The sequence below is a fragment of the Bradyrhizobium sp. WSM2254 genome, from assembly GCF_000472645.1.
GTDB lineage: Bacteria > Pseudomonadota > Alphaproteobacteria > Rhizobiales > Xanthobacteraceae > Bradyrhizobium > Bradyrhizobium niftali.
Window position 1 is genome coordinate 241,841 of sequence record NZ_KI421446.1, and the last position, 25,075, is coordinate 266,915.

Annotated in this window: 24 protein-coding genes and 1 tRNA gene; 13 read left to right on the forward strand and 12 right to left on the reverse strand. The window is 63.9% G+C overall.

Annotated elements, in window-relative coordinates; translation table 11 throughout:
• From A3M7_RS0141905 to A3M7_RS0141915, 3 genes are all read left to right on the forward strand, one after another.
• Positions 1-795, forward strand: a complete 795-nt coding sequence (locus tag A3M7_RS0141905) for an NUDIX domain-containing protein (RefSeq protein ID WP_027549249.1) — start codon at positions 1-3, stop codon at positions 793-795.
• A 78-nt stretch (positions 796-873) separates the two neighbouring features.
• Entirely contained in the window at positions 874-1,788 is a 915-nt protein-coding gene (locus tag A3M7_RS0141910; protein WP_027549250.1) for a DMT family transporter, read from the forward strand.
• A 127-nt stretch (positions 1,789-1,915) separates the two neighbouring features.
• A complete protein-coding gene (locus A3M7_RS0141915; protein WP_027549251.1) occupies positions 1,916-4,603 on the forward strand; it encodes a PAS domain S-box protein in 2,688 nt (895 codons plus the stop codon).
• Here A3M7_RS0141915 and A3M7_RS0141920 read toward each other — a convergent pair whose 3' ends face one another.
• Positions 4,604-4,957: a GrlR family regulatory protein gene (locus A3M7_RS0141920; protein WP_027549252.1), complete on the reverse strand. Its 354-nt coding sequence runs from the start codon at positions 4,955-4,957 to the stop codon at positions 4,604-4,606.
• 258 nt (positions 4,958-5,215) lie between these two features.
• Here A3M7_RS0141920 and A3M7_RS0141925 point away from each other — a divergent pair, with 258 nt between their 5' ends.
• Positions 5,216-5,713 (forward strand): hypothetical protein, encoded by a 498-nt coding sequence (locus tag A3M7_RS0141925; RefSeq protein ID WP_027549253.1) that lies wholly within the window; start codon positions 5,216-5,218, stop codon positions 5,711-5,713.
• 57 nt (positions 5,714-5,770) lie between these two features.
• Here the strand turns inward: A3M7_RS0141925 and A3M7_RS0141930 are convergent, their stop codons facing one another.
• On the reverse strand, positions 5,771-6,157 hold the full coding sequence (locus A3M7_RS0141930; RefSeq protein WP_027549254.1) for a VOC family protein: 387 nt from the start codon (positions 6,155-6,157) through the stop codon (positions 5,771-5,773).
• A 181-nt stretch (positions 6,158-6,338) separates the two neighbouring features.
• Here A3M7_RS0141930 and A3M7_RS0141935 point away from each other — a divergent pair, with 181 nt between their 5' ends.
• The 3 genes from A3M7_RS0141935 (at position 6,339) to A3M7_RS0141945 (ending at position 7,804) form a co-directional block, all read left to right on the forward strand.
• Positions 6,339-6,896, forward strand: a complete 558-nt coding sequence (locus A3M7_RS0141935) for a hypothetical protein (protein ID WP_027549255.1) — start codon at positions 6,339-6,341, stop codon at positions 6,894-6,896.
• A 160-nt stretch (positions 6,897-7,056) separates the two neighbouring features.
• Positions 7,057-7,578, forward strand: a complete 522-nt coding sequence (locus A3M7_RS0141940) for a hypothetical protein (protein WP_027549256.1) — start codon at positions 7,057-7,059, stop codon at positions 7,576-7,578.
• A gap of 149 nt (positions 7,579-7,727) precedes the next feature.
• Positions 7,728-7,804, forward strand: a tRNA-Arg gene (locus A3M7_RS0141945).
• A gap of 356 nt (positions 7,805-8,160) precedes the next feature.
• Here A3M7_RS0141945 and A3M7_RS45745 read toward each other — a convergent pair.
• The 5 genes from A3M7_RS45745 to A3M7_RS0141970 form a co-directional block, all read right to left on the reverse strand.
• Positions 8,161-8,979, reverse strand: a complete 819-nt coding sequence (locus A3M7_RS45745) for a class I SAM-dependent methyltransferase (protein ID WP_245284454.1) — start codon at positions 8,977-8,979, stop codon at positions 8,161-8,163.
• 467 nt (positions 8,980-9,446) lie between these two features.
• A complete protein-coding gene (locus A3M7_RS0141955) occupies positions 9,447-11,543 on the reverse strand; it encodes a hypothetical protein (RefSeq protein WP_156937129.1) in 2,097 nt (698 codons plus the stop codon).
• 374 nt (positions 11,544-11,917) lie between these two features.
• Positions 11,918-12,880, reverse strand: a complete 963-nt coding sequence (locus A3M7_RS0141960) for an AraC family transcriptional regulator (RefSeq protein ID WP_027549258.1) — start codon at positions 12,878-12,880, stop codon at positions 11,918-11,920.
• Between the two features lie 146 nt (positions 12,881-13,026).
• Entirely contained in the window at positions 13,027-13,161 is a 135-nt protein-coding gene (locus A3M7_RS51155; protein WP_256374929.1) for a hypothetical protein, read from the reverse strand.
• 175 nt (positions 13,162-13,336) lie between these two features.
• On the reverse strand, positions 13,337-13,621 hold the full coding sequence (locus A3M7_RS0141970) for a hypothetical protein (RefSeq protein WP_027549259.1): 285 nt from the start codon (positions 13,619-13,621) through the stop codon (positions 13,337-13,339).
• Between the two features lie 321 nt (positions 13,622-13,942).
• On the opposite strand from A3M7_RS0141970, the gene A3M7_RS0141975 reads away from it, so the two are divergent.
• The gene (locus A3M7_RS0141975) at positions 13,943-14,404 is read left to right on the forward strand and encodes a host attachment protein (RefSeq protein WP_027549260.1); all 462 of its coding nucleotides are present in this window, start codon (positions 13,943-13,945) and stop codon (positions 14,402-14,404) included.
• 30 nt (positions 14,405-14,434) lie between these two features.
• Here the strand turns inward: A3M7_RS0141975 and A3M7_RS0141980 are convergent, their stop codons facing one another.
• A complete protein-coding gene (locus tag A3M7_RS0141980) occupies positions 14,435-14,698 on the reverse strand; it encodes a hypothetical protein (protein WP_027549261.1) in 264 nt (87 codons plus the stop codon).
• A gap of 291 nt (positions 14,699-14,989) precedes the next feature.
• Here A3M7_RS0141980 and A3M7_RS0141985 point away from each other — a divergent pair, with 291 nt between their 5' ends.
• The 3 genes from A3M7_RS0141985 (at position 14,990) to A3M7_RS0141995 (ending at position 17,246) form a co-directional block, all read left to right on the forward strand.
• Positions 14,990-15,436 carry a hypothetical protein gene (locus tag A3M7_RS0141985; RefSeq protein ID WP_027549262.1) on the forward strand — a complete coding sequence of 149 codons (447 nt, stop codon included), beginning with the start codon at positions 14,990-14,992 and terminating at the stop codon, positions 15,434-15,436.
• A 98-nt stretch (positions 15,437-15,534) separates the two neighbouring features.
• Positions 15,535-16,407: a DMT family transporter gene (locus A3M7_RS0141990; protein ID WP_027549263.1), complete on the forward strand. Its 873-nt coding sequence runs from the start codon at positions 15,535-15,537 to the stop codon at positions 16,405-16,407.
• Positions 16,408-16,502: 95 nt separating this feature from the next.
• Positions 16,503-17,246, forward strand: a complete 744-nt coding sequence (locus A3M7_RS0141995) for a hypothetical protein (RefSeq protein ID WP_027549264.1) — start codon at positions 16,503-16,505, stop codon at positions 17,244-17,246.
• 72 nt (positions 17,247-17,318) lie between these two features.
• Here A3M7_RS0141995 and A3M7_RS0142000 read toward each other — a convergent pair whose 3' ends face one another.
• Positions 17,319-17,618, reverse strand: coding sequence for a hypothetical protein (locus tag A3M7_RS0142000; RefSeq protein WP_027549265.1), 300 nt, complete (start codon positions 17,616-17,618; stop codon positions 17,319-17,321).
• A gap of 66 nt (positions 17,619-17,684) precedes the next feature.
• Positions 17,685-19,076, reverse strand: coding sequence for a deoxyribodipyrimidine photo-lyase (locus A3M7_RS0142005; RefSeq protein WP_245284461.1), 1,392 nt, complete (start codon positions 19,074-19,076; stop codon positions 17,685-17,687).
• Positions 19,077-19,246: 170 nt separating this feature from the next.
• On the opposite strand from A3M7_RS0142005, the gene A3M7_RS0142010 reads away from it, so the two are divergent.
• On the forward strand, positions 19,247-20,977 hold the full coding sequence (locus tag A3M7_RS0142010) for a methyl-accepting chemotaxis protein (protein ID WP_027549267.1): 1,731 nt from the start codon (positions 19,247-19,249) through the stop codon (positions 20,975-20,977).
• Positions 20,978-21,093: 116 nt separating this feature from the next.
• On the opposite strand, the gene A3M7_RS0142015 is transcribed toward A3M7_RS0142010, so the two are convergent.
• Positions 21,094-21,753 carry a peroxiredoxin gene (locus A3M7_RS0142015; protein WP_018647322.1) on the reverse strand — a complete coding sequence of 220 codons (660 nt, stop codon included), beginning with the start codon at positions 21,751-21,753 and terminating at the stop codon, positions 21,094-21,096.
• A 381-nt stretch (positions 21,754-22,134) separates the two neighbouring features.
• Here A3M7_RS0142015 and A3M7_RS0142025 point away from each other — a divergent pair, with 381 nt between their 5' ends.
• Entirely contained in the window at positions 22,135-22,707 is a 573-nt protein-coding gene (locus tag A3M7_RS0142025) for a hypothetical protein (RefSeq protein ID WP_027549269.1), read from the forward strand.
• Between the two features lie 36 nt (positions 22,708-22,743).
• Here the strand turns inward: A3M7_RS0142025 and A3M7_RS0142030 are convergent, their stop codons facing one another.
• Complete coding sequence (locus A3M7_RS0142030) at positions 22,744-24,609, reverse strand: alkaline phosphatase family protein (RefSeq protein WP_027549270.1); 1,866 nt, start codon at positions 24,607-24,609, stop codon at positions 22,744-22,746.
• Between the last annotated feature and the right edge of the window lie 466 nt (positions 24,610-25,075).

Below are 25,075 nucleotides of genomic sequence, written 5' to 3' on the forward strand. Positions count from 1 at the left end.
ATGGCCGAGACATCAGCATCACGCCCCGCGTCGACGATCCTCCTGCTCCGTGACGGAACGGAGGAGGTGGAAGTCTTCATGATGGTCCGCCATCATCAGATCGAGTTCAACTCGGGCGCGCTGGTGTTTCCGGGCGGCAGCGTCGATGCCGGCGACAACGAGATTGTCGCGCGGTCCGACCTGTATTCGGGCGGCGAGGGCCTCAGCGAAGCGGAGCGCGGTTTTCGTATCGCCGCGATCCGCGAGACTTTTGAAGAGAGCGGCATCCTGCTGGCGCGCGCGAAGGACTCGGGGACGCCTGTTGATGCCAGGCGCGCCGGCGAGCTCGCCGACAAGCATCGCGTCGCGCTCAACGAGCACAAGATCAGCTTCCTCAGCATCCTCGCCGACAACGGCCTCCAGCTCGCGCTCGACACGCTCGTGCCCTATGCACACTGGATCACGCCGGAGGGCATGCCGAAGCGGTTCGACACCTGGTTCTTCCTGGCCGCGGCGCCCCCGGACCAGCTCGGCGCGCATGACGGCCGCGAGTCGACCGATTCGATCTGGGTCTCGCCGCGCGAGGCGGTGGAGGGCGGCGAGAGCGGCCGCTTCAAGCTGCCGTTCCCGACCACGCGCAATCTGATCCGGCTCGCCAAGCAGAGCAGCGTTGATGCCGCGCTGGAGCACGCCCGCGGCATGTCCATCGTCACTGTGATGCCTGTCATGACCAAGACCGAAACCGGCCGCCAGCTCCGCATTCCCCGCGAGGCCGGCTATGACGGCGAGGTGTTCGAGGTCGGCGCAGTCGGCTAATACACTTCGACACGCAGCGAAGTATTGGCGCTTGCGGACGCGCTAGGTTCCGTCCATCGCGAATGGACGGGGCGCAGAATGGACAACCGGCAGGACACCAATATCGCCGTCGAGCTGGCGCTGCTGGTCGCGCTCGCAACGCTGTGGGGCGGCTCCTACACCTTCATCAAGCTCGGCGTCGCCACCATTCCACCGATCACGCTGATCGCGGCACGCACTGCGATTGCGGGATTGCTGCTGCTGGTCGTCATGTGGGCGCGCGGCATCAAGATGCCGACGGATGCCGCGACCTGGCAGCGCTTCGCGTTCCAGGCCGTGCTCAACAGCGTCATCCCCTGGACGCTGATCGCCTGGGGCGAGCGCCATGTCGACGCCGCCCTCGCCACCATTCTCAACTCGGCCGGGCCGATCTTTACCTTCCTGCTCACGGCGGTCGTGACCCGCCACGAGGTGACGACACCGCGAAAGCTGTTCGGCGTCGTGGCGGGAATGGCCGGCATCCTGCTGATCGTCGGCGTCGATGCCTTTCACGACATCGGCAGCGGCCTCGTCGCGGAAGCTGCCATCGTTGCGGCCACCATCTGCTACGCCTGCGCCGCGATCTTCGGCCGCAGCTTCAGGGGTCTCGACCCGATGGCCCCTGCCGCCGGCTCGCTGCTGGCGGGCGCGGCGGCCCTGATCCCGGCCTCGCTGATCGTCGAGCAGCCCTGGACGCTGTCGCCGTCGCTGAGTTCCGTGCTGGCGCTGCTCGCGCTCGCGGTGTTCTCGACCGCGGCGGCGTTCGCGATCTATTTCCGCCTGATCCAGACCCTGGGCTCGGTCGGGACCACCGCGCAGGCCTATCTGCGCGTGCCGATCGGGGTCGCCATCAGCGTCGCCTTCCTCGGCGAGACCTTGAGCCGAACCGCCTGGATCGGGCTCGCCTGCGTCGTCCTCGGCGTCGCCGCCATGACCATCCCGGCCCGGCGGCGGACGAGCGTCAAAACGTCATAAAGCCGGCGGGGAGGGCGGGCCGAGAACCACGATATTAAGGATATTCCGAGGCGGGAGGCATGTTCCCCCGGGCGTGCAATACGTCGTATATTGGGCTTCCAGTAGCAGCCGGTCCCTCAACGCACCAATGTCCGCCGAATTGACGCCGCCCCCCGAGAAAAAGCGAATCTTTTCGCTGTCCATCGGCCAGCTTACGTTCGGAAGCTTCATCCTGGTGCTGGCGGTGATCATCGTCACCTCGACCGCGAGCGTGATCGCGATCCGGCACATCGACACGACCTTTGCCGAGTTGCAGCGGCTCCAGAGCGTCGGCGACCTCGCCGAGGACATCGACCGCCGCATGAACGAATTGCGCCTTGCTGCGCGCGACTTCGTCACCGACCCCGGCGCCGGCATCCAGTTCAAGCAGGTGGGCGAGGCGGCCTCGACGCTCAGCGACATCCTGAAGAAGACCCGCATCGAGCTCGCGCCCGAGCAGCAGGACATGATCGACGGGGTCACCGAGCGCCTTGCGACCTATCGCAACGGCCTCGAGCGGATCTCCACCCTGATCGACCGCCGTGCCCAGCTGCTGGCCGGACTGCCGCCGCTGCGTGAGCAGTTCGACGTGGCCGTCTCCGGCACCGCGGACCGCGAGCTCGCCTCCCGCCTGTCCGAGGCGCAGAGCCGGATCGCGCTCGGGCTGCTCGCGCGCAATCCCTCCGCGGCCGAGCAGGCCGCGCAGAACATGCGGACGATGGACATCGCCGACGCCAAGCTCAGGACGGCCGTGAATGCTTACGCCGAGGCGATCATGGCGGTCGCCGTCCGGGAGCGGCAGATCGCCGACATCGACCGCGAGGTGCTCGGCACCGAGGGCCGGCTGATCGGCCGCGTCACCGAATTGCTGCGCGAGGTCAGCGCAAGGCGCGGTCACGTGCTGTCGCGCGATTTTGCCCGCACGCTCACGGAGGCGCGGTGGCAGAGCATCGTGCTCGGCAGCATCGGCGTGCTGATCGGCATCCTCGCGGCCGGCTTCGTGGTGCGGCGGACGGTGCGTCCGCTGGCCCAGATCGCAAGGTCGATTCGCGCGCTTGCGGCCGGCCAGAAAGACACCTCGATCCCGTCCGCCGATGTCGACAACGAGATCGGCGACATCGCACGCGCCGCCGAAGTGTTCCGCCGCGCGCTGGAGGAGGCCGACACCGCGCGCGAGGCGGCGGTGCGCGCGCTCACCGAGCAGCGCCTCGCCGAAGAGAGCTACCGGAAGCTGTTCGAGGGCTCGGTCGACGGCATCTACGTGACGACACCGGCCGGCGACCTCCTCAACGCCAATCCGGCGCTGGCGCGGATGATGGGCTATGACAGCCCGCAGCACCTGATCGACAGCATCAACGACATCGCCCACACGATCTACGTCCATCCCGAGGCGCGCGTCGAGTATCAGCGGCTCATGCATCGCGACGGCATGGTGCGTGAGTTCGAGTACCAGGTGCGCCAGCGCAGCGGCGACATCCTCTGGCTCTCCGACAGCGCGACCGGCGTGCGGGATGAGCAGGGCAAGATCATCCGCTACGAGGGCACGCTGCGCGACATCACCGACCAGAAGCGGGCGGAAGACGCCATCGCCGAAGGCCGGCGCCTGCTCCAGCAGGTCATCGATACCGTGCCCGCGGTCATCAACGTCAAGGACCGCGACCTGCGCTATGTGCTGATGAACCGCTACATGGCCGGCATCTTCGGCATCGAGCCCGGCGATGCGCTCGGCCGCACCACCGCGGACCTGATGTCGCGCTACGGTGCGGCCAAGACCGACGAGAACGACAAGCGCGTGCTCAAGCTCCGCAAGGGCCTCGGCTTCTACGAGGAGGAGTACAAGGATAGCTCCGGCAACATGCGGCAATGGCTGGTCAATAAGCTGCCGCTGCTCGATGCCGAGGGCGAGATCGAGCGGATCGTCACGGTGGCGCTCGACATCGGCGAGCGCAAGCGCGGCGAGCAGGAGATGCGCAAAGCCAAGGAATCGGCGGAGACCGCGCTGCGCAACCTGCGCGAGACCCAGGCCTCGCTGATCGAGGCGGAGAAGCTCGCCGCGCTCGGACGGCTGGTCGCGGGCGTCGCGCACGAGGTCAACAATCCCGTCGGCATCAGCCTGACGGTCGCCTCAGCGCTGGAGCGCAAGACCGCGATATTCACGTCCGAGGTCGAGCGCGGCGAGCTTCGCCGCTCCACGCTCAACGACTTCCTCAACACCAGCCGCGACGCATCCTCGCAACTCGTCTCCAATCTCAATCGCGCCGCCGAGCTGATCCAGTCGTTCAAGCAGGTCGCCGCCGACCGCAACTATTCGGACCAGCGCAGCTTCGATCTCGGCGACCTCACCGAGCAGGTGGTGATGAGCCTGCGGCCGGGCCTGCGCAAACACAATCTGACGCTCAACGTCGATTGCCAGCCAAGCCTGACCATGAACAGCTATCCCGGCCCGTACGGACAGGTGCTGACCAACCTGTTCCTCAATTCCGTGGCGCACGCCTTTCCCGACGGGCGTCCGGGGATCATCGACATCCAGGTGCGCGAGTCCGGCAAGGACAATGTCGAGATCATCTTCTCCGACAACGGCTGCGGCATGTCGCTCGACGTCCGCCGCCGCGCCTTCGATCCGTTCTTCACGACGCGGCGCGACCAGGGCGGCACCGGACTCGGGCTGCACATCGTCTACAGCATCGTCACCAACCGGCTCGGCGGCCGGCTCGATCTCGATTCCGAGCCGGGCGGGGGCACGCGCATCCAGATCATCCTGCCGCGCACGGCGCCGCTCGAGCAGGCGGCGGAATAGCTAATCCACGTCGGCGAGCTTGTGCAGCGTCGCGCCGAAAATCAGGCTGGCCTTGCCGACGAGCGCCGTTCCCGTCATCTCCGCGCGGGTGTCCGTGTAGGTCCCGCTGACACCGATGCCGACCGGCGCCGGTCCGCCGAACAGCGGATTGTCGTCGCCCCGCGGTGAGGTGTGCCGCTGCACCAGCACCTCGCCTTTGAAGGAGTGGTCATCCTTCACCACATAACTGCCGGTGTAATAGAGGTAGGCATCGCCGCCAAGGATCTTGCCGTCGCGGAAAAGAATCACGCCGCTGCCCTTGCCGACTCGACCATCGAGCAGGTTCACGTGGATCGAATAGAGGCCGTTCTTCATAACGTCCCGCAGGCCGGCCGCCATCGCCCAATGGCGTAACCGGTAGAGCTTTTATGCCAAAGCGCATCCTCTCGCGCAACGCGGCAGTTTGCCGGCCGGCAAGCTGTTCCGTGGTGCGGACCGTAATTGTCCCGGCTTGTCTGTGACGCGGTGATGACGGTCTCATCATGAGGCGTGGCCAGTCGTTGCGAATCAAGTTGGCCCGCGAAATGCATAACCATTGTTGCACTGGCCGCGGGGTGCTGGAGCAAGACAAACGTGAGCAACTGGATCGATTCCAGCGGCGATCAGCCGCGTCTGTACAGTGCGCGTCCCACGAATTGCAAAAGCGAACGACGGCGGATCGGTCGCGCGGCACGCTGGCGAAGTGTGACGAGGCTGGCATGTGCCATGGCCTTGATTGCGCTAGCAGCCCCCTTCGGGCACGCCCGCGACCGCGGCCAGTTCGTCAACACCAATGCGGATTTGAAGGCCTGGTTCGACAGCCTGCGAAGCGGCAAGGGCCCGTGCTGCTCCGATGCCGACGGCTCGGCGCTCTCGGACACCGACTGGGACAGCAAGGACGGGCACTATCGTGTCCGCGTCCCGCGCTATGGCTACGCGCTCGAGGGCCAGCAGCAGGAACTCGTCTGGGTCGATGTGCCGGAGGAGGCCGTGATCTCGGAGCCGAACCGGGTCGGCCGCACCATGGTATGGCCGATCTACGGCTATATGGGCGTCACCATCCGCTGCTTCATGCCCGGCAGCATGACATAGCCGCGCCGGGCGGCACGCCGCCTCGTCTCGCTGATGGCCGATGCGGCGTGCGCCGCGTCAGGTGTATTTCTTGTCGCGCTCGAGCAGCTCGATGGAAATGCCTTCGGGGCCGCGGATGAAGCAGATGCGCACGCCGGGCCGGATCGTCGTCGGCTCGCGCGTGAACGTGACGCCCCTGGCCTTGATCTCGGCGGCGACGGCGTCGATGTCCTTCACCGTGAGTCCGAAATGGTCGAGGCCCTGGTGCGGGTGCGGCGGCGGCGGGCTGACGGCGTTGTCGCCCTCGAGCGGCGCGATGAAGATCCGGGCGCCGCCGAGGTTCACGTCGATCCGTCCCGGCGCGCGAACGATCTCGCCACCGAGGATGTCCCGCAGCCAGGCCGCCGTGGCCTCCGGATCGGGGCTGCGCAGATGGACGTGATCCCAGGTGACGGCGATTGGCATTTCATGTTCTCCCAACAGGGTCTTTCGGTATTGCGGCCCATGTTAACGGCCCCGGCCGGTGATCGCTACCGTCGTTGCCGACTCGCTTGAAGCGCGGGAACCTTAGTTCGTCTCCCGGATTAAGGTAAGCAGTGGCCGAGTCCGCCGTTGAACTGTTGCGGCCACCATCGGTGATACAGCCATGAGCGCAGGGTTTGAGCGGGTCGGGTTGGGACGCTTCGCCGGCATCGGCGAGCGCCTGGCGCGGGTCGTGACGGTTGCGAGTGTCTCATTTGGCCGAAGCCTGCTGTGGCTGCTGGCCGCTATCATCGTCGGTAGCGGCGTCTGGATGCTGCTACCGCTCTCCAAAGGCAACAGCGCTGAACCGGCGAAGCCGGAGCTGGCATCCGTCGAGACGGCGCCTTCGGGCGATGCGGCAGCATCCGAAGCCCAGGCTCTGGCTGCGGCAGAGCTCGACCGTCTCAGGATTTCCTCCCAGACCTGGCGCCGCGGCGGGCTTGGCTCGAAGGCGTTGGTGACGTTCACGCTGCGAAATGACAATGACTATGCCGTAAAGGATGTGGCGATCGTCTGCGCGTTCGCACGGCGCGACGGCAGCCATCTCACCGACCGCAGCCGGGTTCTGGCCGACACGGTCAGCATGAAGAGCCGCAAGACCTTTGCGCGCATCACTGTCGGCTATGTCAACGTTAATGCCGATCAGGCCAAATGTTCGCTGGTTGCAGCCCGTCGCGCGTAAAGGGCGGCAATCTCGGGTAGCAGAAAAGTTACCCTTACCGGGCCTTGGCAAAAAACTTGGCGTTGCCATTTGAACCGAACGGCTGGGCCAGGAACCAATTAGAGTATCGCCTGTTAAGGCGGAGAGCCCACGCGGGGATGCGGGGGGCGGAGCCCGGCCAATGCCCATCTTTCGGTATTTCCTCTTTGTCGGTGGAGCCTTGCTCGCACTGCTGTTGGCAGTGAACTTCGCTCTGCCGGCCTCACCCGTGACGCAGGCCGTCGCGACCGCTGGCAACGATCAGCCGCTGATCCGGATCCGGTCCGATCGGCACCTGCCTGAGCGTGTCGTGCTCGACACCAGCCAGCCGACGATTGCCCCGCCCGCGACGAAGACCGCCGCTGTCCTTGCGCCTCAGCCGTCAGTGCAGGATGCCGCCTCGGTGGCGCTGGCCGAGATGTCGGCCAAGGCGCGGGTGCGCGAGACGTTCGCCCAGTTCACGCCGGGCCAGAAGGCGGATGCCGCCACAGCGAAGAAGACCGACGCCAAGGCTCAGGCTCAGGCTCAGGCCCAGGCTTCTCCGGCCCAGGCTCAGCCCAAGCGCAAGGTTGTGCGGGCGCATCCGGCACCGCAGCAGTTCGGCCGGCCGATGATGCTGGTGGCCCAGCAGCCGCATTTCGGTCTCTTCAACACGACCTGGTGAGAGCCGGCTCTGATCCGCCTCGCTGGAGGCGGGAAGGGCTTTTTATTGGCCAGCCTCTCTGCTAATTCGAACGCGTCCGAACGCCGCCCGGTACGCTGGTTCGCCAGCGACGGTCCGGCATTTTTCGGTCTCGGCCCGCCCGGGCCAGGGCGCTCGTAGCTCAGCTGGATAGAGCATCGGATTTCGATTCCGAGGGTCGGGAGTTCGAATCTCTCCGAGCGCGCCAGCGAAATCATCAATTAAATCATATAGTTGCGACGAAGTTTCATTTCGTTCTTTCTCCTCATTCCGAATACTATTTTCCGGCTCATTCCGAATACTTGTCGCCGTCTCGTGATTTCCATAACGTTATCAATGAGATGACGAATCGAGGCATTCCGAAGCAAGCGCTACGCCAGCCAGCCCGCCGCCACCGAACGAAGCGATCGCAACAAGTAGTGCAGGACCGTAGTTCTCCAGCGCCATCAATGATCCGTCGCTACGTCGCTAATGCTCTGAATTTAGTTCCGCTTTTGGCGGCACTCCAGACACAACTGGGCTCGCTGCTGGCTCGCCCCAGTCGCGAGTGACCCGAGGCGGACATCAGTGGAATGAAGCCAACACCACGAACGATTGCTGAGGGAATGTCAGCTTGCCGCCCGCCAGCATCGAAGGGTCGAGGCGGGAGGTGGCGTCATCGGCAATCGACACGATCAGGCGCTCACGCTGAGGCGCACCTTTGTCCGTCAAGAGCGCAGCCATCGGCGTCGCCGTAAGCTGGAAGCGCACATAATCCAACACCGAGGGGAACGTGATTTGTTTTGTGACGGCGGCCACATCAACAACGTCGAAGCCAGCTTGCCTCGCCCAAGCGCTGACTTCCTGCTCATCGCAAGATAGATGCTCCGAACGTTTGGTACGTGATGCCTCTTCTCCGAGATATTTGTCGAGCGCCTGCACGAAAGCGTGCGCCGCTGGCGTTCTCTCGATTGCGCTATAGACGCTCAGCCCAGCGCGGCCTCTCGGCTTAAGCACCCGCACTATTTCCCTTAGCGCCATCGGCCGATCCGGGAAGAATTGTAGCCCGAGTTGGCAGAGCACGACGTCAAAGCTGTTTGCATCGAACGGCAGGTCGAGTGCGCTACCCTCGATCCATTCGACAGCAGTAGACTTAGCGCGCGCCACCGCGAGCATCCCCACGTTGAGGTCTATGCCGACTAGCCGCCCAGCATGTCCGCGCTGCTGCGCCAGCCGGGCCACGACGCCGGTACCGCAGGCGATGTCGAGCACGCTTTCTTCTCGGCTTAGCGAGATGCGGTCGAGCAGATCATTGGCCCACACGGAAGTGATGGCCGGGACGAGATAGCGCTCGTAAAGCTCCGGGGCGCTTGCATCCATTTGCCAATGTTCATGGGCCGACATGACTTGCCTCCCAACGCCCGCGACTGGAACGTAGCGACCAATCCACTGCCCTGGCATCGTCTATTGCCGATAGCTGGCCCACTTGGCGAATAACCGCAAGTGTGGGCCGAACGACCGCTGTTGGCCCATCGCGTCACCCAGCTGTGCTGTAGAGCTTGGTCGCAATAGGTGCATAGCGGACTCTAGCAAACTTCCGCCCGGTTTGAACTTGGCATGCAGACCATTCCGAAAGTCAAAAATTGCCCAGCGTTATCAACAGGAGAACGGATCGGGAAATTTCGGAACGGACGTTGATTTTATTGAGCGACTGATGGGATTTCGATTCCGAGGGTCGGAGGTTCGAATCCTTCCGAGCGCGCCAAGCCGTTGGCGGGAATCCGTGGCAACCTCAAGCAATTGATGGAATTTACATTTTTCGTTGAAATGCCCAAGGCGCCTCGGCGTTCTCCGAAGGTGGCGCCGGTTGCTCAGGACTTCCTCCGATACAGGACGAACCGGGTTGATTCTTCCGTACGTTCGAACTGGTCCAAAAGGATGCGCTCGGACATTTCCTTCAGCCAATCGTATTGATAGGTCGCGTCGCGCTCTAAAATGAAATGGTCAGCCTCGGCAAAGCTGCGAGCGACATGGTCCGGGCTGAACGTATCTCGGAAAGGGAGGAAGTAGCTCTTGGGTGCTCTGCCAAGGGCCACAAGAACAAGCCAATCGTGGTCGGACAATAGCAGCATGCGACCATCGCGTGGCACGACCTTGTTGACCAGATCGATATCGCTGCTATCGAGCGAGATCCGAGCCTCTCCCGCCCCTCGTCCCAACTTCAGTCTGGCGATACTCGGATATTGCAAGTACGACCGCAGCCCGATCAGCACGCTCTGTTGCCTATCCTGCGCACTCAGCAGCACCACAACCGAGATCGCTGCTGTTGCCGCCAACGACAACGCGGGGGCGAGTTGCGAAGTCGTTCGGCCGAGGGCGACGCGGAATGCAGATCGACACCACCAAGCGCAAACCGCAAGATATGCAAAGGCGTTTTGTTGCCAAACCGCGTCAAGTGACCGATTCATCCACTTCGCCATGAACACCAGCGCGACGAGAGAAAGTACAAGAAGATACGCGCGCTCGACGCTACGCCAGTTGGCCCATGTTGCGGCAACGCTAACAATTGTGCCGATGGCCATCGCCGGCAAGATCAGCTGGTAAATCGTCCCAAATCCGGGACGCCAGTTCATCGTCACCCCCACCCAATTCGAGACGCTGTGGAGCCCGACTGGCGCGAGAAAGACATGCAGGAAGTCCATCGAAAGAACGGCCGGACCGAAGGCAGCGACGAACAACGCGATCAGGATCGCGATGGATAGTCCGGTGAATGCCGCGATCTCCCAAGGCCAGCGTTTCTCGAACAGCCGCACGGACAATGCCGCGCAGCCCACGGCCCAAGTATAGATCCCCGTCTCCGTGTTCCAGAAGATCGAGACGGCACAGACGGCGGACATCGCCACCAATAACCGGCCTGAAGGTTGCGCCAGGTAATGCGCAAGGATGCCAGAGGCAATGAAAACGAACATGTACCGAATGGCGAGAGCAGACGGTGCGCTGAGCGCTTCGCCGTCGCCAAATTGACAGACTACAAGAAACGTGACCGCCAGGAGAAACGGCAGTGCTCTGCTCTGGAAGAAGTCGCGCAGCACCCAATAAGCCGATAGGTGATAGATCGCGAGACATGCAGCAACGAACCCAATGTAACGCAGATACAGAACGTTTGTGTCAGCACGGAGCAGTTGACCAAATAAGTAGGACGGTCCGTATCCGTAGAAGGACAGGAAGTCGCGGCCAGGCACCAGGCCATCAGTAAATTGATAGAGCGCCGGCCCAACCAGATACGATACGGCGTGAGCATTGGCGGCGGCCATCCCAGCCAAACGTTGCACGCTCGCAGGTAGGGTAAGGGCGAGCAATGCCGTGATCAGCACAGCATCAATCCATCCAAACTCAATTAATTTGATCGACTGGAGCGCCGGGGCGCCTTTGATGCTGATTTGGGCCCGGATGCGTGTCACGAAGGGAATGAAGATCGCTGCGACCGCGAGGGCCAACGCGACCATCTCAGGTTTTTGCTGGAATGCAGCCTGGAGAAATGCCTCGAGTGCCAAGACAATTGCCAGCGCCGAGACGGCGAACAGGATCAGCGAACGGCCTTCAAAGAACTTCCTGAGCCTGAGCGCTGCGAAGCCTGAGGCGATGCCGAACACGTAGAACAAGACATAGAAGATTTTCTCAGCACGCTTGACTGCTGCACTGTCCGAAAAACCTGATTGGACGACCGGGAAGTCCTGAGCGAGATTTGCGCCTAGGTCCAGCTTCGTGGCGTTCAAGATCAGATAGGCAAGGATGCCGGCCGCAATAGCGCCGACACAGGCGCCCCATGCCGCAAAACTCTGAAACCTCCAAAGGCTGAGCTCTGATTCTGTCGCTGGCTTGATAAGACGTGAAATCCTGATCGCGGGACCTCCCGCCATTGTTTTTGCCTTCATTTCGGTGCCCCAACCCGATGTTGTCGGCGTCACGATAGCTCGCCCCGCTGCCGGGTCGCTACCCCTTTCATCGGCGGCTCCGGGAACTCGGAAGCAGCTGCATGACATTGCCCCATGGAATCCGCCGAACATTGCTTCGGTGCTCTGAGCACCAACCCATGTTGAGCTTATCCTCACATATCGTCGCGAAGACTGCCGCCGCACGACCGCTTATTCGGCCGTTTGATTGGTCGCGCGCGTCCGTGACGAAGTGCGATCCAGGCGATCTGGCGCAGGCCGAAAATCGCAGGACGCGCGGCCAATATTGCGTCCGACTTGACGCCTCCCGAGCGCGCAGCCCCGACTGGCGTTCCAGCTATGTTCCAAGGCGATACTGGGGTCGGGCGGCCGTAGCGCGGCTAGTGGCGTCAGCTTGCCGGAAGCCTGATCTGCCGCCCCCGCGCCAGCGTGTCCGAGGGCGCCTCGTGGAAGGTGGCACGGTAGGCCGCGGCAAACTCACCCATGTGGTGGAAACCCTGGGCGCGCGCGCAGGTGGCAACGGTGGCGCCGCCGCCTTTGAGCAGCCGGGCGCGTGTTGCCCACAATCTCTTCAGGCGGATGTACTGGTGCAGGCTCATGCCGCGCACCTTGCTGACGGCGCCGCCGAGCGTCCGGATCGAGACGCCGAACTCACCGGCGAGATCGGCCGTGTAGATCGGAGCGGTCGGATAGGCCGCGACGTAATCGTCGATCCGCTGCACGAGCTTGGTCGACCGCCCGCCCTGGACCGAGGTGCTCCGATCCGGGCGCGCATCGATCCGAAACAAATCGTCGAGCGCAAGCAGCAGGCCTTCCTGGAGATGGGCGGCGACCTCGGTGGTCTCGAACAGGAGCGGCTGCACCGACGCGGTTCGCAGGATGTCGAGCAGGAGTTGCCGTGTGTGCAGCAGGGCGGGCCGGTTCGCGACATAGGCCCGCAAATCGTCGGCATGATCGAACCAGCCCCGGTCTTTCAGGCCCGGAGAGAAGATGATCATCGCGTGATAATTGGTCTGGGGTTCGACGAAATGGCATTCGTCGTTGCCGCGGAGCGCAACGAAGAAGCGCGCGTCGAGATCCATTCCCTTGGAATTGACCTGAAGGTCGTCGGTCATCGGCAGGATCACCATCCCGCCCGGCATGCGATAGGCGGTGTCGAGGATGCGCGCGAAGGATCTCATCACGATGATGCGGCACGCCGGCAGAGCGACGACGGCGCGGGCGGCCGCGAAGTTCGGGACGTCGAGCGGAATGCTTCGGGCATCCTCCATCGACTCGATCGGCCGAAACGCATCGACATCGGCAAAGCCGATCAGTTGAAGTGCGGAGGACGGGGCGAGGGCGTCGAACATGCGTCGGGCCGGCTGCTGCAATGTGACAATCAAATGAACGTCGGTACATCGACATCAATGGCGAAACATCGTGCTTCAGTAAACGGGATTCCGGGCCGTAGTATTGCGGACATCATGCCATGACGTCCGTCAGATCATTGTCACCGTCAACGTTCTCGGCTCATCGGTTGGCCGGAGGCGAGGTCGATGAAATGCAGGCGCGTGCAGGCGGGACAGGCGAAGGACTCGAAGCTGCGACCCTCCGGTCCCTGCTGCTTCTCCAGATGCGTCTGCACGTTCATGCCCGTCTGGGGGCATCGAAAAACAATCAACTCGGCCATCGCCGCAGAATGACGGTGCGGCGAATTTCCTCTTTGATCTGGATCAGTTTTGGAATTGCTCCAGACCGGCCGGACAGGCGCGTGGGCCATCCACGATCTTGCAAAAGCGAAGGGGCCCCGAGGGCCCCTTCGAATGTTACCAGCGGCGATAGCCGTAATAACCATAGCGCGGGCCGTAGCCGCCGTAGTAGCGCGGCGGTCCATAATATCGGGGGCCGTAGTACGGCCGCGGCCCGTAATAGCCATAATAGTTCGGACGCCAGAAACATTGCCCCCAGGCGTCGCAGACCATACGGACCTGCTCGACGTCGGAGACCTGCGGGACCGCAGGTGCAGGCGCAATGGGCATGGCGGACGCCGCCGGCGATGCCGCGAGGGCACCGAACAGGGACGCGGCGACGAGGCCAATCTTGAGATTCATGATGTCTTCCTCTGCTTACGCAATACAGGATATCGAAGTTGTTCTGATCAAATTGTGGCGGAACCGAAATGTAATGCTGATGAACAAATCTTCAGTCGCTCCGCCGCGGGCCTGATCCGGCTGTGCCAGATTACTTCAGCTCCGCGCTTCTGGCCATGCCGTGCTCGCATCGCGGCACATCGCCACCAACCTTGATCCTGCGCAATTCATCTTCGATGCTTCCTCCCTAGTCTTGTCGCCGTGGGCCGTCCTTCGCGGAATGCGAAGAGCGTTCGGCCGGTCGTCCGCATCGGTCGCCCACTGTTTGTTTGGAGCTGTGCAATGGACAAGATGAGAATCGACAAGGGTGACTGGCTGGTCGTGTGCGACGGGCGCAAGGCGCTCATTCTGGAAAACCTCGGCGACGAGATGTTTCCGAACCTCCACACCAGGGAGGTGCACGAGCGGCCCAACCCCCCGACGAGCGCGCAAGGGAGCGACGCGCCGGGCCGATTGCATGGCGCGGCCGGCGGTGCGCGCAGCTCGGTCGAGCAGACCGATTGGCACGATGAGGCCGAGCGCGCCTTCCTGCGTGGCCTGGCCAGCCGGCTCGACGCCGCGGTGAGCTCGGGCGAGACCTCGGCCCTGACCATGGTGGCCTCGCCGCGTGCGCTCGGCATGATCCGCGCCGATTATTCGGACGTCGTGCGCAAGGCGCTTCAGGGCGAGGTGGGCAAGGACCTCGTCAAGCTGCCGGTCTACGAGATCGAGAAGCAATTGCTGCTGTCGGGCGTCGCCCGATAGGGACGCCCGCAGCGGACGCGCCAGCGCCCCTCAGTAGCAGGGGTGCCGGCGGCGGTCCTGGCCGACATAGGCGGCCGCGCTCTGGTAGCAGTGGTTGGTCGAGGGGCCGTCGTAATAGGCGAAGGTGCCGGGGGTGATGCCGGGGCCGTAATTGTGCAGATAGCTGATCGGGTAGGGCAGCGGGTTGGCGTAGGAGCGGTGGTAGCGGTGATGACCCCGCGCCTCCGCGAGGCCAGGGGCTAGGATTGCGGCCGACAGGGCAGCAACCGCGGCTACAAGCTTCAACTTGCTCATCTCGATTCTCCGGAACCCGCGCGAATAGCTCTGCCGGTTATAGCCATTTCGGGCCGCCAGGACACCCGTCCGGAGGGCGGAAAACGGGGCCAATCCCGCAGATTCCCGGATGGGTGTGACAGAATTGCCGGAAGTGCGGCCGGATCCTGCCCATTTTTGGCCTTTTCGGGATGCTTAACGAATTCCCCACATAAGTATGTCCAAAGAGAATTCGATAAGAATCCTGTTGCCGGCCCTTTGGGGGTCCTTCGAGGCCGGTCCCATTCCTGAAGGCTGTCGTCGTCCGCCGCCATGCGCATCACGCTTTTGAGCCTGCTGTTGCTCTGCCTCGCCGCCGCCACGCCAGCGCGGGCCGAGCTGCACATCACCCGCGACCATGGCGGCTATGTCGAGGAGTACAAGGCCAAGTACAAGCGTGTCCGCGAGAAGGGCGAGCGCGTCATCATTGACGGCATCTGCAACTCGGCCTGCACGCTCGTGCTCGGCATGGTGCCGATGAACAAGATCTGCGTGACGCCGCGCGCCAGCCTCGGCTTCCATCAGGCCTATTACGACAAGGCCTTCACCTTCGGCATCAAGGTCACCAGCGCGGAAGGGACGTCCGACCTGATGTCCTATTATCCTGATACGGTGAAGGACTGGATCCGCCGCAATGGCGGGCTCACCACCGACATGAAGAAGATCAAGAACGGCGTCGACCTCTGGAAGATCATCGACCCCTGTCCGGAAGAATGGTGAGCGGCTGATCCGAGCCGCTGCCGCCCGTCGCAGCGCAGCATCGCTCAGGTCGAAATTCGCATTGCCGCATTAGCCCCCATCGGGCAATGAGGGCGGCAATGAACCATAATCAAGAAGCCCTGACCGCCCGCGCCGCGCCGATCCTGTTCGTCCTGCTCTGGAGCACCGGATTCATCGGCACCAAGTACATCATCAACAATGCCGATCCCTTGACCTACCTCGCCATCCGCATGGCGATCGTGGTCGGCCTGATGGCGATCATCGCAGGCATCGCGCGGCCGAAATGGCCGGACCGTATCGGCATCGCGCATAGCGCGGTTGCCGGCATCCTCGTCCATGGCTTCTATCTCGGCGGCACCGCCATCGCGATCGCGCATTCGATTCCGGCCGGGCTCTCCGCACTGATTCCGGGCCTGCAGCCGATCCTGACCTCGACCATCGCCAACCGCTGGCTGGGCGAGAAGGTGACGCCGGTGCAATGGGCGGGGCTGGTGCTCGGCCTCGGCGGCGTGGTGCTGATCCTGCACAACCAACCCATGACCGGCGAAGCCGGGCTCGGCTGGCTTGCCTCGGTGGTCTCGCTGGTCAGCATCACGCTCGGCACGCTCTATCAGCGCCGCTACTGCAACCACATCGACTGGCGCGCCGGCAATTTCGTGCAATATGTGGCCGTCACCATCTTCTTCGCGATCGGCGCCTTCCTGTTCGAGGATCGCGTGGTGCACTGGACGCGGGAGTTCGTGCTCGCGCTCGGCTGGCTCACTGTGGCGCTCTCGATCGGATCGATCGGGCTGTTGTACTGGCTGATCCGGCACGCGGCGGCGACGTCGGTGGCGAGCCTGTTCTACCTCGTGCCCGCCGTGACCGCGCTGATGGCTTACGCACTGTTCGACGAGAAGCTCGATGCGCTGGCGATTGCCGGCATGGCGATGTGCGCGGCCGCGGTGTTCGTGGTCAACCGGCGCGTCTAGGCTGACAGGCGAGGCGGCGGAATACATCCCTGACGTGTGCGGCGCGCCGTGTTAGGGTGGCCGCATTTCAGTTTTCCTTTCACGCGGTGATGTCCATGAAGAAGGCGAGACGTGCGCTGCTCGGCCGGTCCCTGAGGCCGGTCCGGATTGCCTGCATCAACTACGCGGAGGAGTCGATCAGCGGCAGCAAAATGAGCCAGCTCACCGCGGCGCTCCAGAAGTGTTACGACAAGCATTTCCTGCCGGTGTGGGGCTATCCGGTCGACCTCTATGTCACGAAGAAGCCGAAGCCTGCCGATTGGCAGCTCGTCTATTTCGACGACGCCTCGCATGAGGGGCTGCTCGGGCGCCATGAGCTGACGCATCGCGGCCAGCCGATCTCGAAGATCTTCGTCAAGGCGCTGGACGGGGAGCCCGTCAGCGTCGCGGCCTCGCACGAGCTGTTCGAGATGGTGCTCGACCCCATGGCCAATCTCTGGGCCGACAAGAACAGGAACACGCAATATGCCTATGAGGTCTGCGACGCCGTGGAGGAGGACTCCTTCTTCGTCGATGGCGTCGAGATGTCGAACTTCGTCTACCCATCCTGGTTCGAGCCGTTCGAGCATCCCCGCGGCACCAAGTTCGACCACAAGGGTACGCTGACGGAGCCGTTCTCGATGACCGAGGGCGGCTACGTCATCAAGAAGGTCAACGGCAGGCGGGTGATCAAGCAGTTCGGCTCGCCTGAGAAACGGCGGCGCTTTGCCAGGGAGGACCGGCGCGGCCATCGCAGCGAATTTCGCGATCCGCAAGGGGTCCATCATCCGGGCCGGCGCGCAGCCAAACGGCGCGGATAGGCTATTGCCGGGACAAGCCTCCGGGCGCGTCCGCACCCGGAGGCTTGTTGGTGCCTGTTCTCGGGAGCGCGATCAGCGCTTGGACTTCTTGGCCTTCTTCTTTTTGGCGGCCTTCTTCGCGGATTTCTTCACTGCCTTCTTCGCGGTCTTCTTGGCTGCTTTTTTCGACGACTTCTTTGCGGCCTTCTTCGAAGTCTTCTTGGCTTTCTTCTTGGAAGCCTTCTTGGCCTTCTTCGGCGCTACTTTCTTCGCGACCTTCTTGGCGGCTTTCCTGACCTTCTTGGCGGCAGTGACTGCAGTGTCCTTGGTCGCTTCCACGGCGGTGGTGATCGTCTCCATTGCCTGTTCGGTGATCGGCTTATCGTCGTCCATATCGTCCCCCACGGTTTGTATGGAGCGATGACGATAGCGGGTTTAAAAATTGTGTCAAAGCAACCCTCAACCTTTGCGGAGCTTTGCGTAGGCGGAGAGCGCACGCTCGCGTCCCCTGGCGTGATCGACGAGCGGCTGCGGATAGGTCTTGCCGAGCGTGACGCCGGCGCTCGCCAGCTCGATCGCTGTCGCCTGCCAGGGCTGGTGGATCAGCTCCGCCGGCAGTCCTTGTAGCTCCGGCACCCAGCGCCGCACATAGGTTCCATCGGGATCGAACTTCTCGCCCTGGAGCTGTGGATTGAACACGCGGAAGTAGGGCGCAGCGTCGGCGCCGCAGCCCGCGACCCACTGCCAGTTGGCGGGATTGCTGCCGGCATCCGCATCGACCAGCGTGTCCCAGAACCAGGCCTCGCCATCGCGCCAGTCGATCAGGAGATGCTTGACCAGGAAGGACGCCGCCACCATCCGCACCCGGTTGTGCATCACACCGGTGTGCCAGAGCTCGCGCAGGCCGGCATCGACGATCGGGTAGCCGGTCCGGCCGCGCTGCCAGGCGGCGAGCGCCTTCCCGTCGGGCTGCCATGGGAAGCCGTCGAAGTTCGTTTGCAGGTTTCTGGTGGCGAGGTCGGGGTAGTCGTGGAGGAGGTGACGGCAGAATTCGCGCCAGCCGAGCTCGCTCAGGAATTTTTCGATGCCGGGTCCGAGGACGGGATTCTCGGCCGCGGCGAACCGTGCGGCGTGCCAGACCTGCCGCGTGCTGAGCTCGCCGAACCGCAGATGCGGCGACAGGCCCGAGCTGCCCTCCCGATCCGGGCGGTCGCGATCGCCGACATAGCCTCGCGCGCTGTGTTTGAGAAAGTCGCGCAGGCGCGTGCGGGCGGAGGTCTCGCCCGGCCTCCAGCGCTCGCGCAGGCTGCCCGCCCAATCGGGCGTGCTCGGCTCGAGCTTCCAGCTTTCCAGCGTGTCGCTCGTGATCTTCCCGCTCGGGCGCAGCTGCTTCGGTGCGGGCAGCGGCTTTGGCGGATCGCCGAGCGACACTACGCGCCGCCAGAACGGCGTGAACACGCGCAAGCCCCGGCCGTCCTTGTGGCGGATGGCCGAGGGCGAAACCAGGAGGTCGCCCGGGAAGCTTTGCGAGTCCACGCCGAGCTTTGCCAGCGCCACTTCGAGCTGCCGCTCGACCGCCTGATGCGGCGCCTGGGCGATCCCATTCCAGTAGACGGCGCCGGCGCCGCTCTCGCGCGCCACCTCGGGGATCACCTTGGCTGCCGATCCCTTGCGCAGGGACAGCGACCCGCCGCGCGTGGCGATCTCGGCAGCGAGCGCCCGCAGCGACTGCGCCAGCCACCAGCGCACCGCGCCGCCCGGTGCACGCCCGGCGGTCTGGTCCAGCACGTAGAGGCAGATCACCGGCGCGCCGGTCTTGGTGGCGGCGTGGAGGGCGGGGTGGTCGGACAGGCGGAGGTCATCGCGAAACCACACGATGATGGGCGGCGCGCTCGGCTTGGTCAGGGGATGTCCTCGTTTACAATTTGGAAAGCATGCCGCGTCCAACGGTGTGAACCGGCGTTAATGCGACCGTAAGCCCCTTGCACGATTATGCAGGAATTACGGGGGTCATTCCATTCATGTCCAGCCTTTCGACGGCGAAGTTCCTGCCGCAATTCAAACTTGGCACCAAGGCCGTCCTGTGCGCCGTGCTGCTGATCGCCGTCAACACGGCGCTGGTGGTCGGCGCCGGCTACTGGTCGCTTACGTCCGCTTTCAATGATCGCGCGCTGCGCGACATCGAGGTCAATCTGCGCACGTTGGCGCTGGCCTTTGCCGAGACCGTTCCAGACGTCAGGATCACGGTGAGGGATGGCGCGGTCGCGCGCGCCGAAATCCCCAAGATGCCCGAGTTCAGGGATCACGCCATCGTCGATCGCGCGGTGTCCTATGTCGGGGGCAACGCGACCCTGTTCGTGTTCGACGAGGCGAGCGGGCAGTTCGTCCGCCGCTCGACCAATGTGAAGAAGGAGAATGGCGACCGCGCCGTCGGCACCCAGCTTGCCGCCGATCATCCGGCCCAGGCCCTGTTGCGCCGTGGCGAAGCCTACAAGGGCCCGGCCGTTCTGTTCGGCAAGTCCTTCATGACCGCCTATTTCCCGGTCGCGGACGCGACCGGCAAGGTCGCCGGCATTCTCTACGTCGGCATCCCGATGGCCCAGTTCGAGAGCATGCTGACCCAGGCGATCGAGAGCATGGCCGCCGCCGCCGGGCTCGCCGCGCTGTTGGTCCTGGTCCTCACCCTGCTGATCGTCCGCCGTGTCACCCGGCCGCTCACCTCGGTCACGCGCTCGCTCACGGCGCTGGCGAACGGCCAGAGCGACGTCGAGATCGATTGCGAGGATCGCGCCGACGAGATCGGTGAGATCGCCCGCACCGTCGCGGTGTTCAAGAGCAATTCGCTGGAGCGTGCCCGCATGCGCAGCGAGCAGGCGGCGGCTTCGGCTGCCGCAGTCGAGCAGCGCAAAGCAGACCTGCGCAACTTCGTCGAGCAGTTCCGCGGCAGCGTCGGCGGCATCCTCGACAAGGTGCTGACGTCGTCAGGCGAGTTCGAGCGGGTGGCGCGGCAATTGACCGACACCGCACGCTCGACCGCCGATCTGTCGGCGCAGTCGGCCGGGGCGTCCGAGGACGCCTCCGAGCACGTGCGTTCGGCGGCGTCAGCCTCCGACGAGCTGTCGCAGTCGATCTCCGAGATCACCCGGCGCGTGCAGGAATCGAACGAGATCTCCGCCGAGGCGGTGAGGCAGGCCGAGGCGACCGACCAGCGCATCGCACAGCTCTCCGAGGCCGGCTCGCGCATCGGCGACGTCGTCAAGCTGATCACCTCGATCGCCGAGCAGACCAACCTTCTTGCGCTGAACGCCACCATCGAGGCCGCGCGTGCCGGCGATGCCGGCCGCGGTTTTGCGGTCGTGGCTCAGGAGGTCAAGACGCTCGCCGGCCAGACCGCCAAGGCGACCGACGAGATCTCGAGCCAGATCGCCAGCATGCAGCTCGCGACCGAGGAATCGGTCGCCGCCATCAGGGCGATCAGCCAGACCATCGAGCGCATCAGCGGCATCGCCGGCTCGATCTCGGCGGCGGTCGAACAGCAGAGGAGCGCGACCCACAACATCGTGGCCAGCGTTCGCGCCGCGGTCTCCGGTACGGCGGAGGTCGCCGTCAACGTCCGTCACGCCGCCAAGGGCGCGAGCGAGACCGGCGAGACCTCGAGCCGGATGTTTGCCTCAGCGCAGGCGCTGTCGGGCGAGAGCCTGCATCTGAAGGCCGAGGTCGACGGCTTCCTCGAGCGCGTTCACGCGGCGTAGTCCAACCCAGTCATCCCGGGATGGTCCGAAGGACCAGACCCGGGATCTCGAGATTCTCAGGTGCGCAATTGCGCACCATAGTTCGGTCCTGCGGACCGCCCCGGAATGACCGTTGGTTATTTCGGCTGCGGCACGATCCGGATGTAGGGCTTCGGCTCTTTCCAGCCCTGCGGGTAGATCGTCTTGGCCTCGTCGTTGGAGACCGAGCCTGCGATGATCACGTCCTCGCCCTGGGTCCAGTCGGCCGGGGTTGCGACGCGATGCTTGGCGGTGAGCTGGAGCGAGTCGATGACGCGCAGGATCTCCTGGAAGTTCCGGCCCGTGGTCATCGGATAGACCAGCACCAGCTTGATCTTCTTGTCCGGCCCGATGATGAAGACGTTGCGGACGGTCTGGTTGTCGGCCGGCGTGCGGGTGAGGGGATCGCCCGAGGTCGAGGCCGGCAGCATTTCGTAGAGCTTGGAGACGTTGAAATCGGTGTCGCCGATCAACGGATAGTTGGGCGCCGCGCCTTGCGTCTCCTTGATGTCTTCCGCCCACTTGGCGTGACGGTCGATCGGATCGACCGAGAGGCCGATCAGCTTGACGCCGCGTTTGTCGAATTCCGGCTTCAACTTGGCCAATGCGCCGAGCTCGGTCGTACAAACCGGCGTGAAGTCCTTGGGGTGCGAAAACAGCAGGGCCCAGCTGTTGCCGATCCAGTCGTGGAACTTGATCTTCCCTTCGGTGGTCTCGGCTTCGAAGTCGGGGGCGGTGGTGCCGATCGGAAGTGTCATGGTTCTACCTCATCACATTGAATTTGCTTGTGAATATGTCGCTGGCCGTCGCCGTCAGTATAGGGACTTGCGAAGGCCAAGTGAACGCCAAGTGAACCGCTTCAAGTAAAATGTGAATTCCTTCTTTGAAGAGCCGATTTCCTAGCACCTTTCTGTTACAGCGGCACCTGCGGCGAAACATCCTCACCGTCTCGATTGCCCCGATAAAGCCTTTTATGACCCGCATCACGCCCGCCCGACGCTCTCCGGAACCGAAATGGTCCTCATAGCGACTAATCGGCAACCATTGAGAAAAGTCGCGATCCCCGTATCGAATCATTAACCACCCCTTTACGCCCGCATGAAAATGCTGGTCGATCAGAAGAAATCTGGAAGTGAACTATGTCTGCCGCAGTGCCGAAGTCTGTTGAGTTGCCGTCCCTCGAACCGTCCTGCCGCGATACCGCGGCTCATGCTCTCTCCGTCGTGCGCGACGGCGTGATCACGGGCGAAGGCCCGACCACCAAGGGCCGGGTGCACTTTTCGCGTTCGCTCGATGCCGATGACACCGCCTGGTGCACGCGCATCCTGACCGCCACCGCCGTCAACGACCAGCCGGTCAGCCGCGCCGAAGCCGAGGCGCTGTTCGAGATCAACGAGGCCGCGACCGAGCGCGCCGATGGCGGCCGGTTCGACGACCTGCTTGCCAAGGCCGTGGCTCACTACGCCGCAAGCGCCTCGGGTCTGAAGGTGCCGCCGCGCAGCGTCGCGCTGTCGGCCGACACCGAGATCGAGAGCTGGGCGCCGTCCTATGCCTCCAAGGTCAACAGCGAGATGCTGGAGTGGATCGCCGGCCAGATGCGCGGCAAGCGCCAGACCAACCGTCGCCTGATGGCGATGGTGGCGACCTTCCTGGGCGCCACCGCGCTGCCTCTGGCGGGCCAATTGCCGAACGTGTTCGACATCGGCATGTAGATTTGCGTCTCTTGAGAGCGCGAAGGAGCGGCGGGGCTATTTCCCCGCCGTTTTTTGTTTGCCGGTGTCCGGCTCGAGGCCGAGCGTGCGGCCCGGGAAGCCGGCGGCATCGAAATAACGCTGGCTGCCGACGCGCTGGACGTTGAGCACGGTCTGAAGACCGTTCTCGGACATCTTCGACTTCTCGACGCCCTTGAATGCCTTCGGCACGATGCCGTTGGGCAGGGCCTCCGACATCACGCGGCCGATCAGGCCGCCATTGTGTGCGCCGCGCAGGCCCATCAGCTGGGCGGCGGTCATGCCGACGTCGGCATTGCTGACCGGGATCACGTCGGCATAGCCGGCTTTGAAGTCCGGACCGATCGCCGCCATGAAGTTCATGGTGTCGCCGCGGCTGAAGCTGCCATGCATGCCCTGGCCCTGGCGCAGCACGGTGTCGGCGACCTGCACCGAGCAGTTGGTCGGCGCCTCGCCGCAATCGCTGGCATAGGAGCGGAAGTTGACGACGATCGCGGGCGTCGGCGTCGCCGCCTTGCCGCGCAGATTGATGCGCGACAGCGGCAGCGTGCCGGGGAAGCGGCCGAGCGAGTCGTCGACGAACAGGCCGGAGACGTAGTCCTGCTCGAGCAGGGCCTTGATCGTTTTCGCCGCCAGCTTCTTGTCATTGCTCGGCAGATAGACCAGGTCCGAGCCGCCATTGGTCGCGACGACGAGATCGGGCTTCTCGGGATCCTTGCCGAGCACGCCGTTGCCGGCCTTGGGATGCTTGTTGCCGTCGATCTTCGCGTTCTTGTCGTTGGGGTCGAACAGCGGCAGGTCGAGCGCCTTGGCAAGGTCGAGCGCCAAAAAGCCCATCGGCAGGAAGTCCTTCGGCGTATCGTCATAGCTGACCTTGGCCGAGGGGCTGGTCTTGCTTTCCTTGGAGATCGTCGAGAAGCCGTGGTCGGCGGAGACGATGATGTTGGTCGAGGCGGCGAGCCCGAGCTCGTCGAGCGCCTTGCGGAGCTGGGCGAGGTTGTTGTCGGCATTCTTGATGCCGGCCATCGAGGTCGGCCCGTTGATGCCGGGCAGGATCTGGTTGAGGCTGTCGCCGGTGTTGTGCTGGCTGCCATCAGGATCGCGCGACCAGAACACCAGGACGAACGGCTTGTTGCGCGCCTTGAACATCGGCAGCACCACCTTGGCGGCGACGTCGGCGAAATAGGCCTGCTGCGCGACGTTGGCGACGGTGGTGCCGGGCGTCTTGGCATCGCCGGCCTTGCTGTTGTCGCCGCGCGGGGGCGTGGCGAGCGGCAGGCCGGCCTTGGTCAGCGCCGCCTTCACCTCGTCCGACAGCGCCACGCCGTTCTTGCCGCCGGTGGAGTCGTCGAACACGACCGAATGCTGGCCGGGCTTTTCGGGCTTGTCGGTGTGGTCGAACTGGTAGGTCGGACCGACCTTGCCGATCGCCGCCGTGCTCAGCCCCTTGTCGCGGGCCATCTTCAGAATGGTCTCTTCGTTGAGATAGTCGCCCTTGAAATGCTCGTCGATGTCGCCGAGCACGGCGTCGTTCTCGATGAAGGGGACCACGGTGTCGCCGGCGGGGACCGAGGTGTAGTTGGTCCAGATCGTGTTGGAGAACACGCCGGTGTCGCCGAGATAGTGGCCGGTCGACATCGCCGAGCCGTTGGCCATCGTGAAGGTCGGGAACAGGGAGTGCGGGTTCTTGAAGTTGACGCCCTTGTCGCGGACCTCGGCCATCGCGGGGGCCGTTTCAGGGGTGACCTTCAGCGCGCGCAGCCCGTCGGGGATGAACAGGATGAGGTTGCGGGGGGTGTTGTTTTGGGCGGAGGCAAGTCCAGTGGAAAGTCCAGTGGACAAGACGGTCAGTCCGGCGGACAGCAACACCAGTGAACGGCGCATCAGATCTCTCCTAACGGTGAGGCGGCATGGCCGCAACCGCGGCCCCGGCCTTCGTTTAGTTTCGCTGCATGACGGTTTTGTTACAAGACCCGTCGCCGATGCAAGAGGGCTGGGGATGGTGACGGCAATTGTCACTCCCGTGTCCCGGACGCGCTGCAACGCCCTTAGCGTTGCTGCGCAGAGCCGGGACCCAGGAGGGCGCACAAGCCGCAGTTGCATCATGGGCCCCGGCTCTGCAGCGCACCGCCGAACTGGACGATGCTTCGCATCGCCAAGCAAGCGCTGCGCTGCGTCCGGGGCACGAGATCGAGGGTTCGGTGTACAACTGCATCAACCCTGTCATTGCGAGCGCAGCGAAGCAATCCAGAATCCTCTGCGGAAAGACTCTGGATTGCTTCGCTGCGCTCGCAATGACGGAGTGTGAAGCGTCGCGCCCAATTTCAAATGTCGCCGTGCGCAGGTTCAA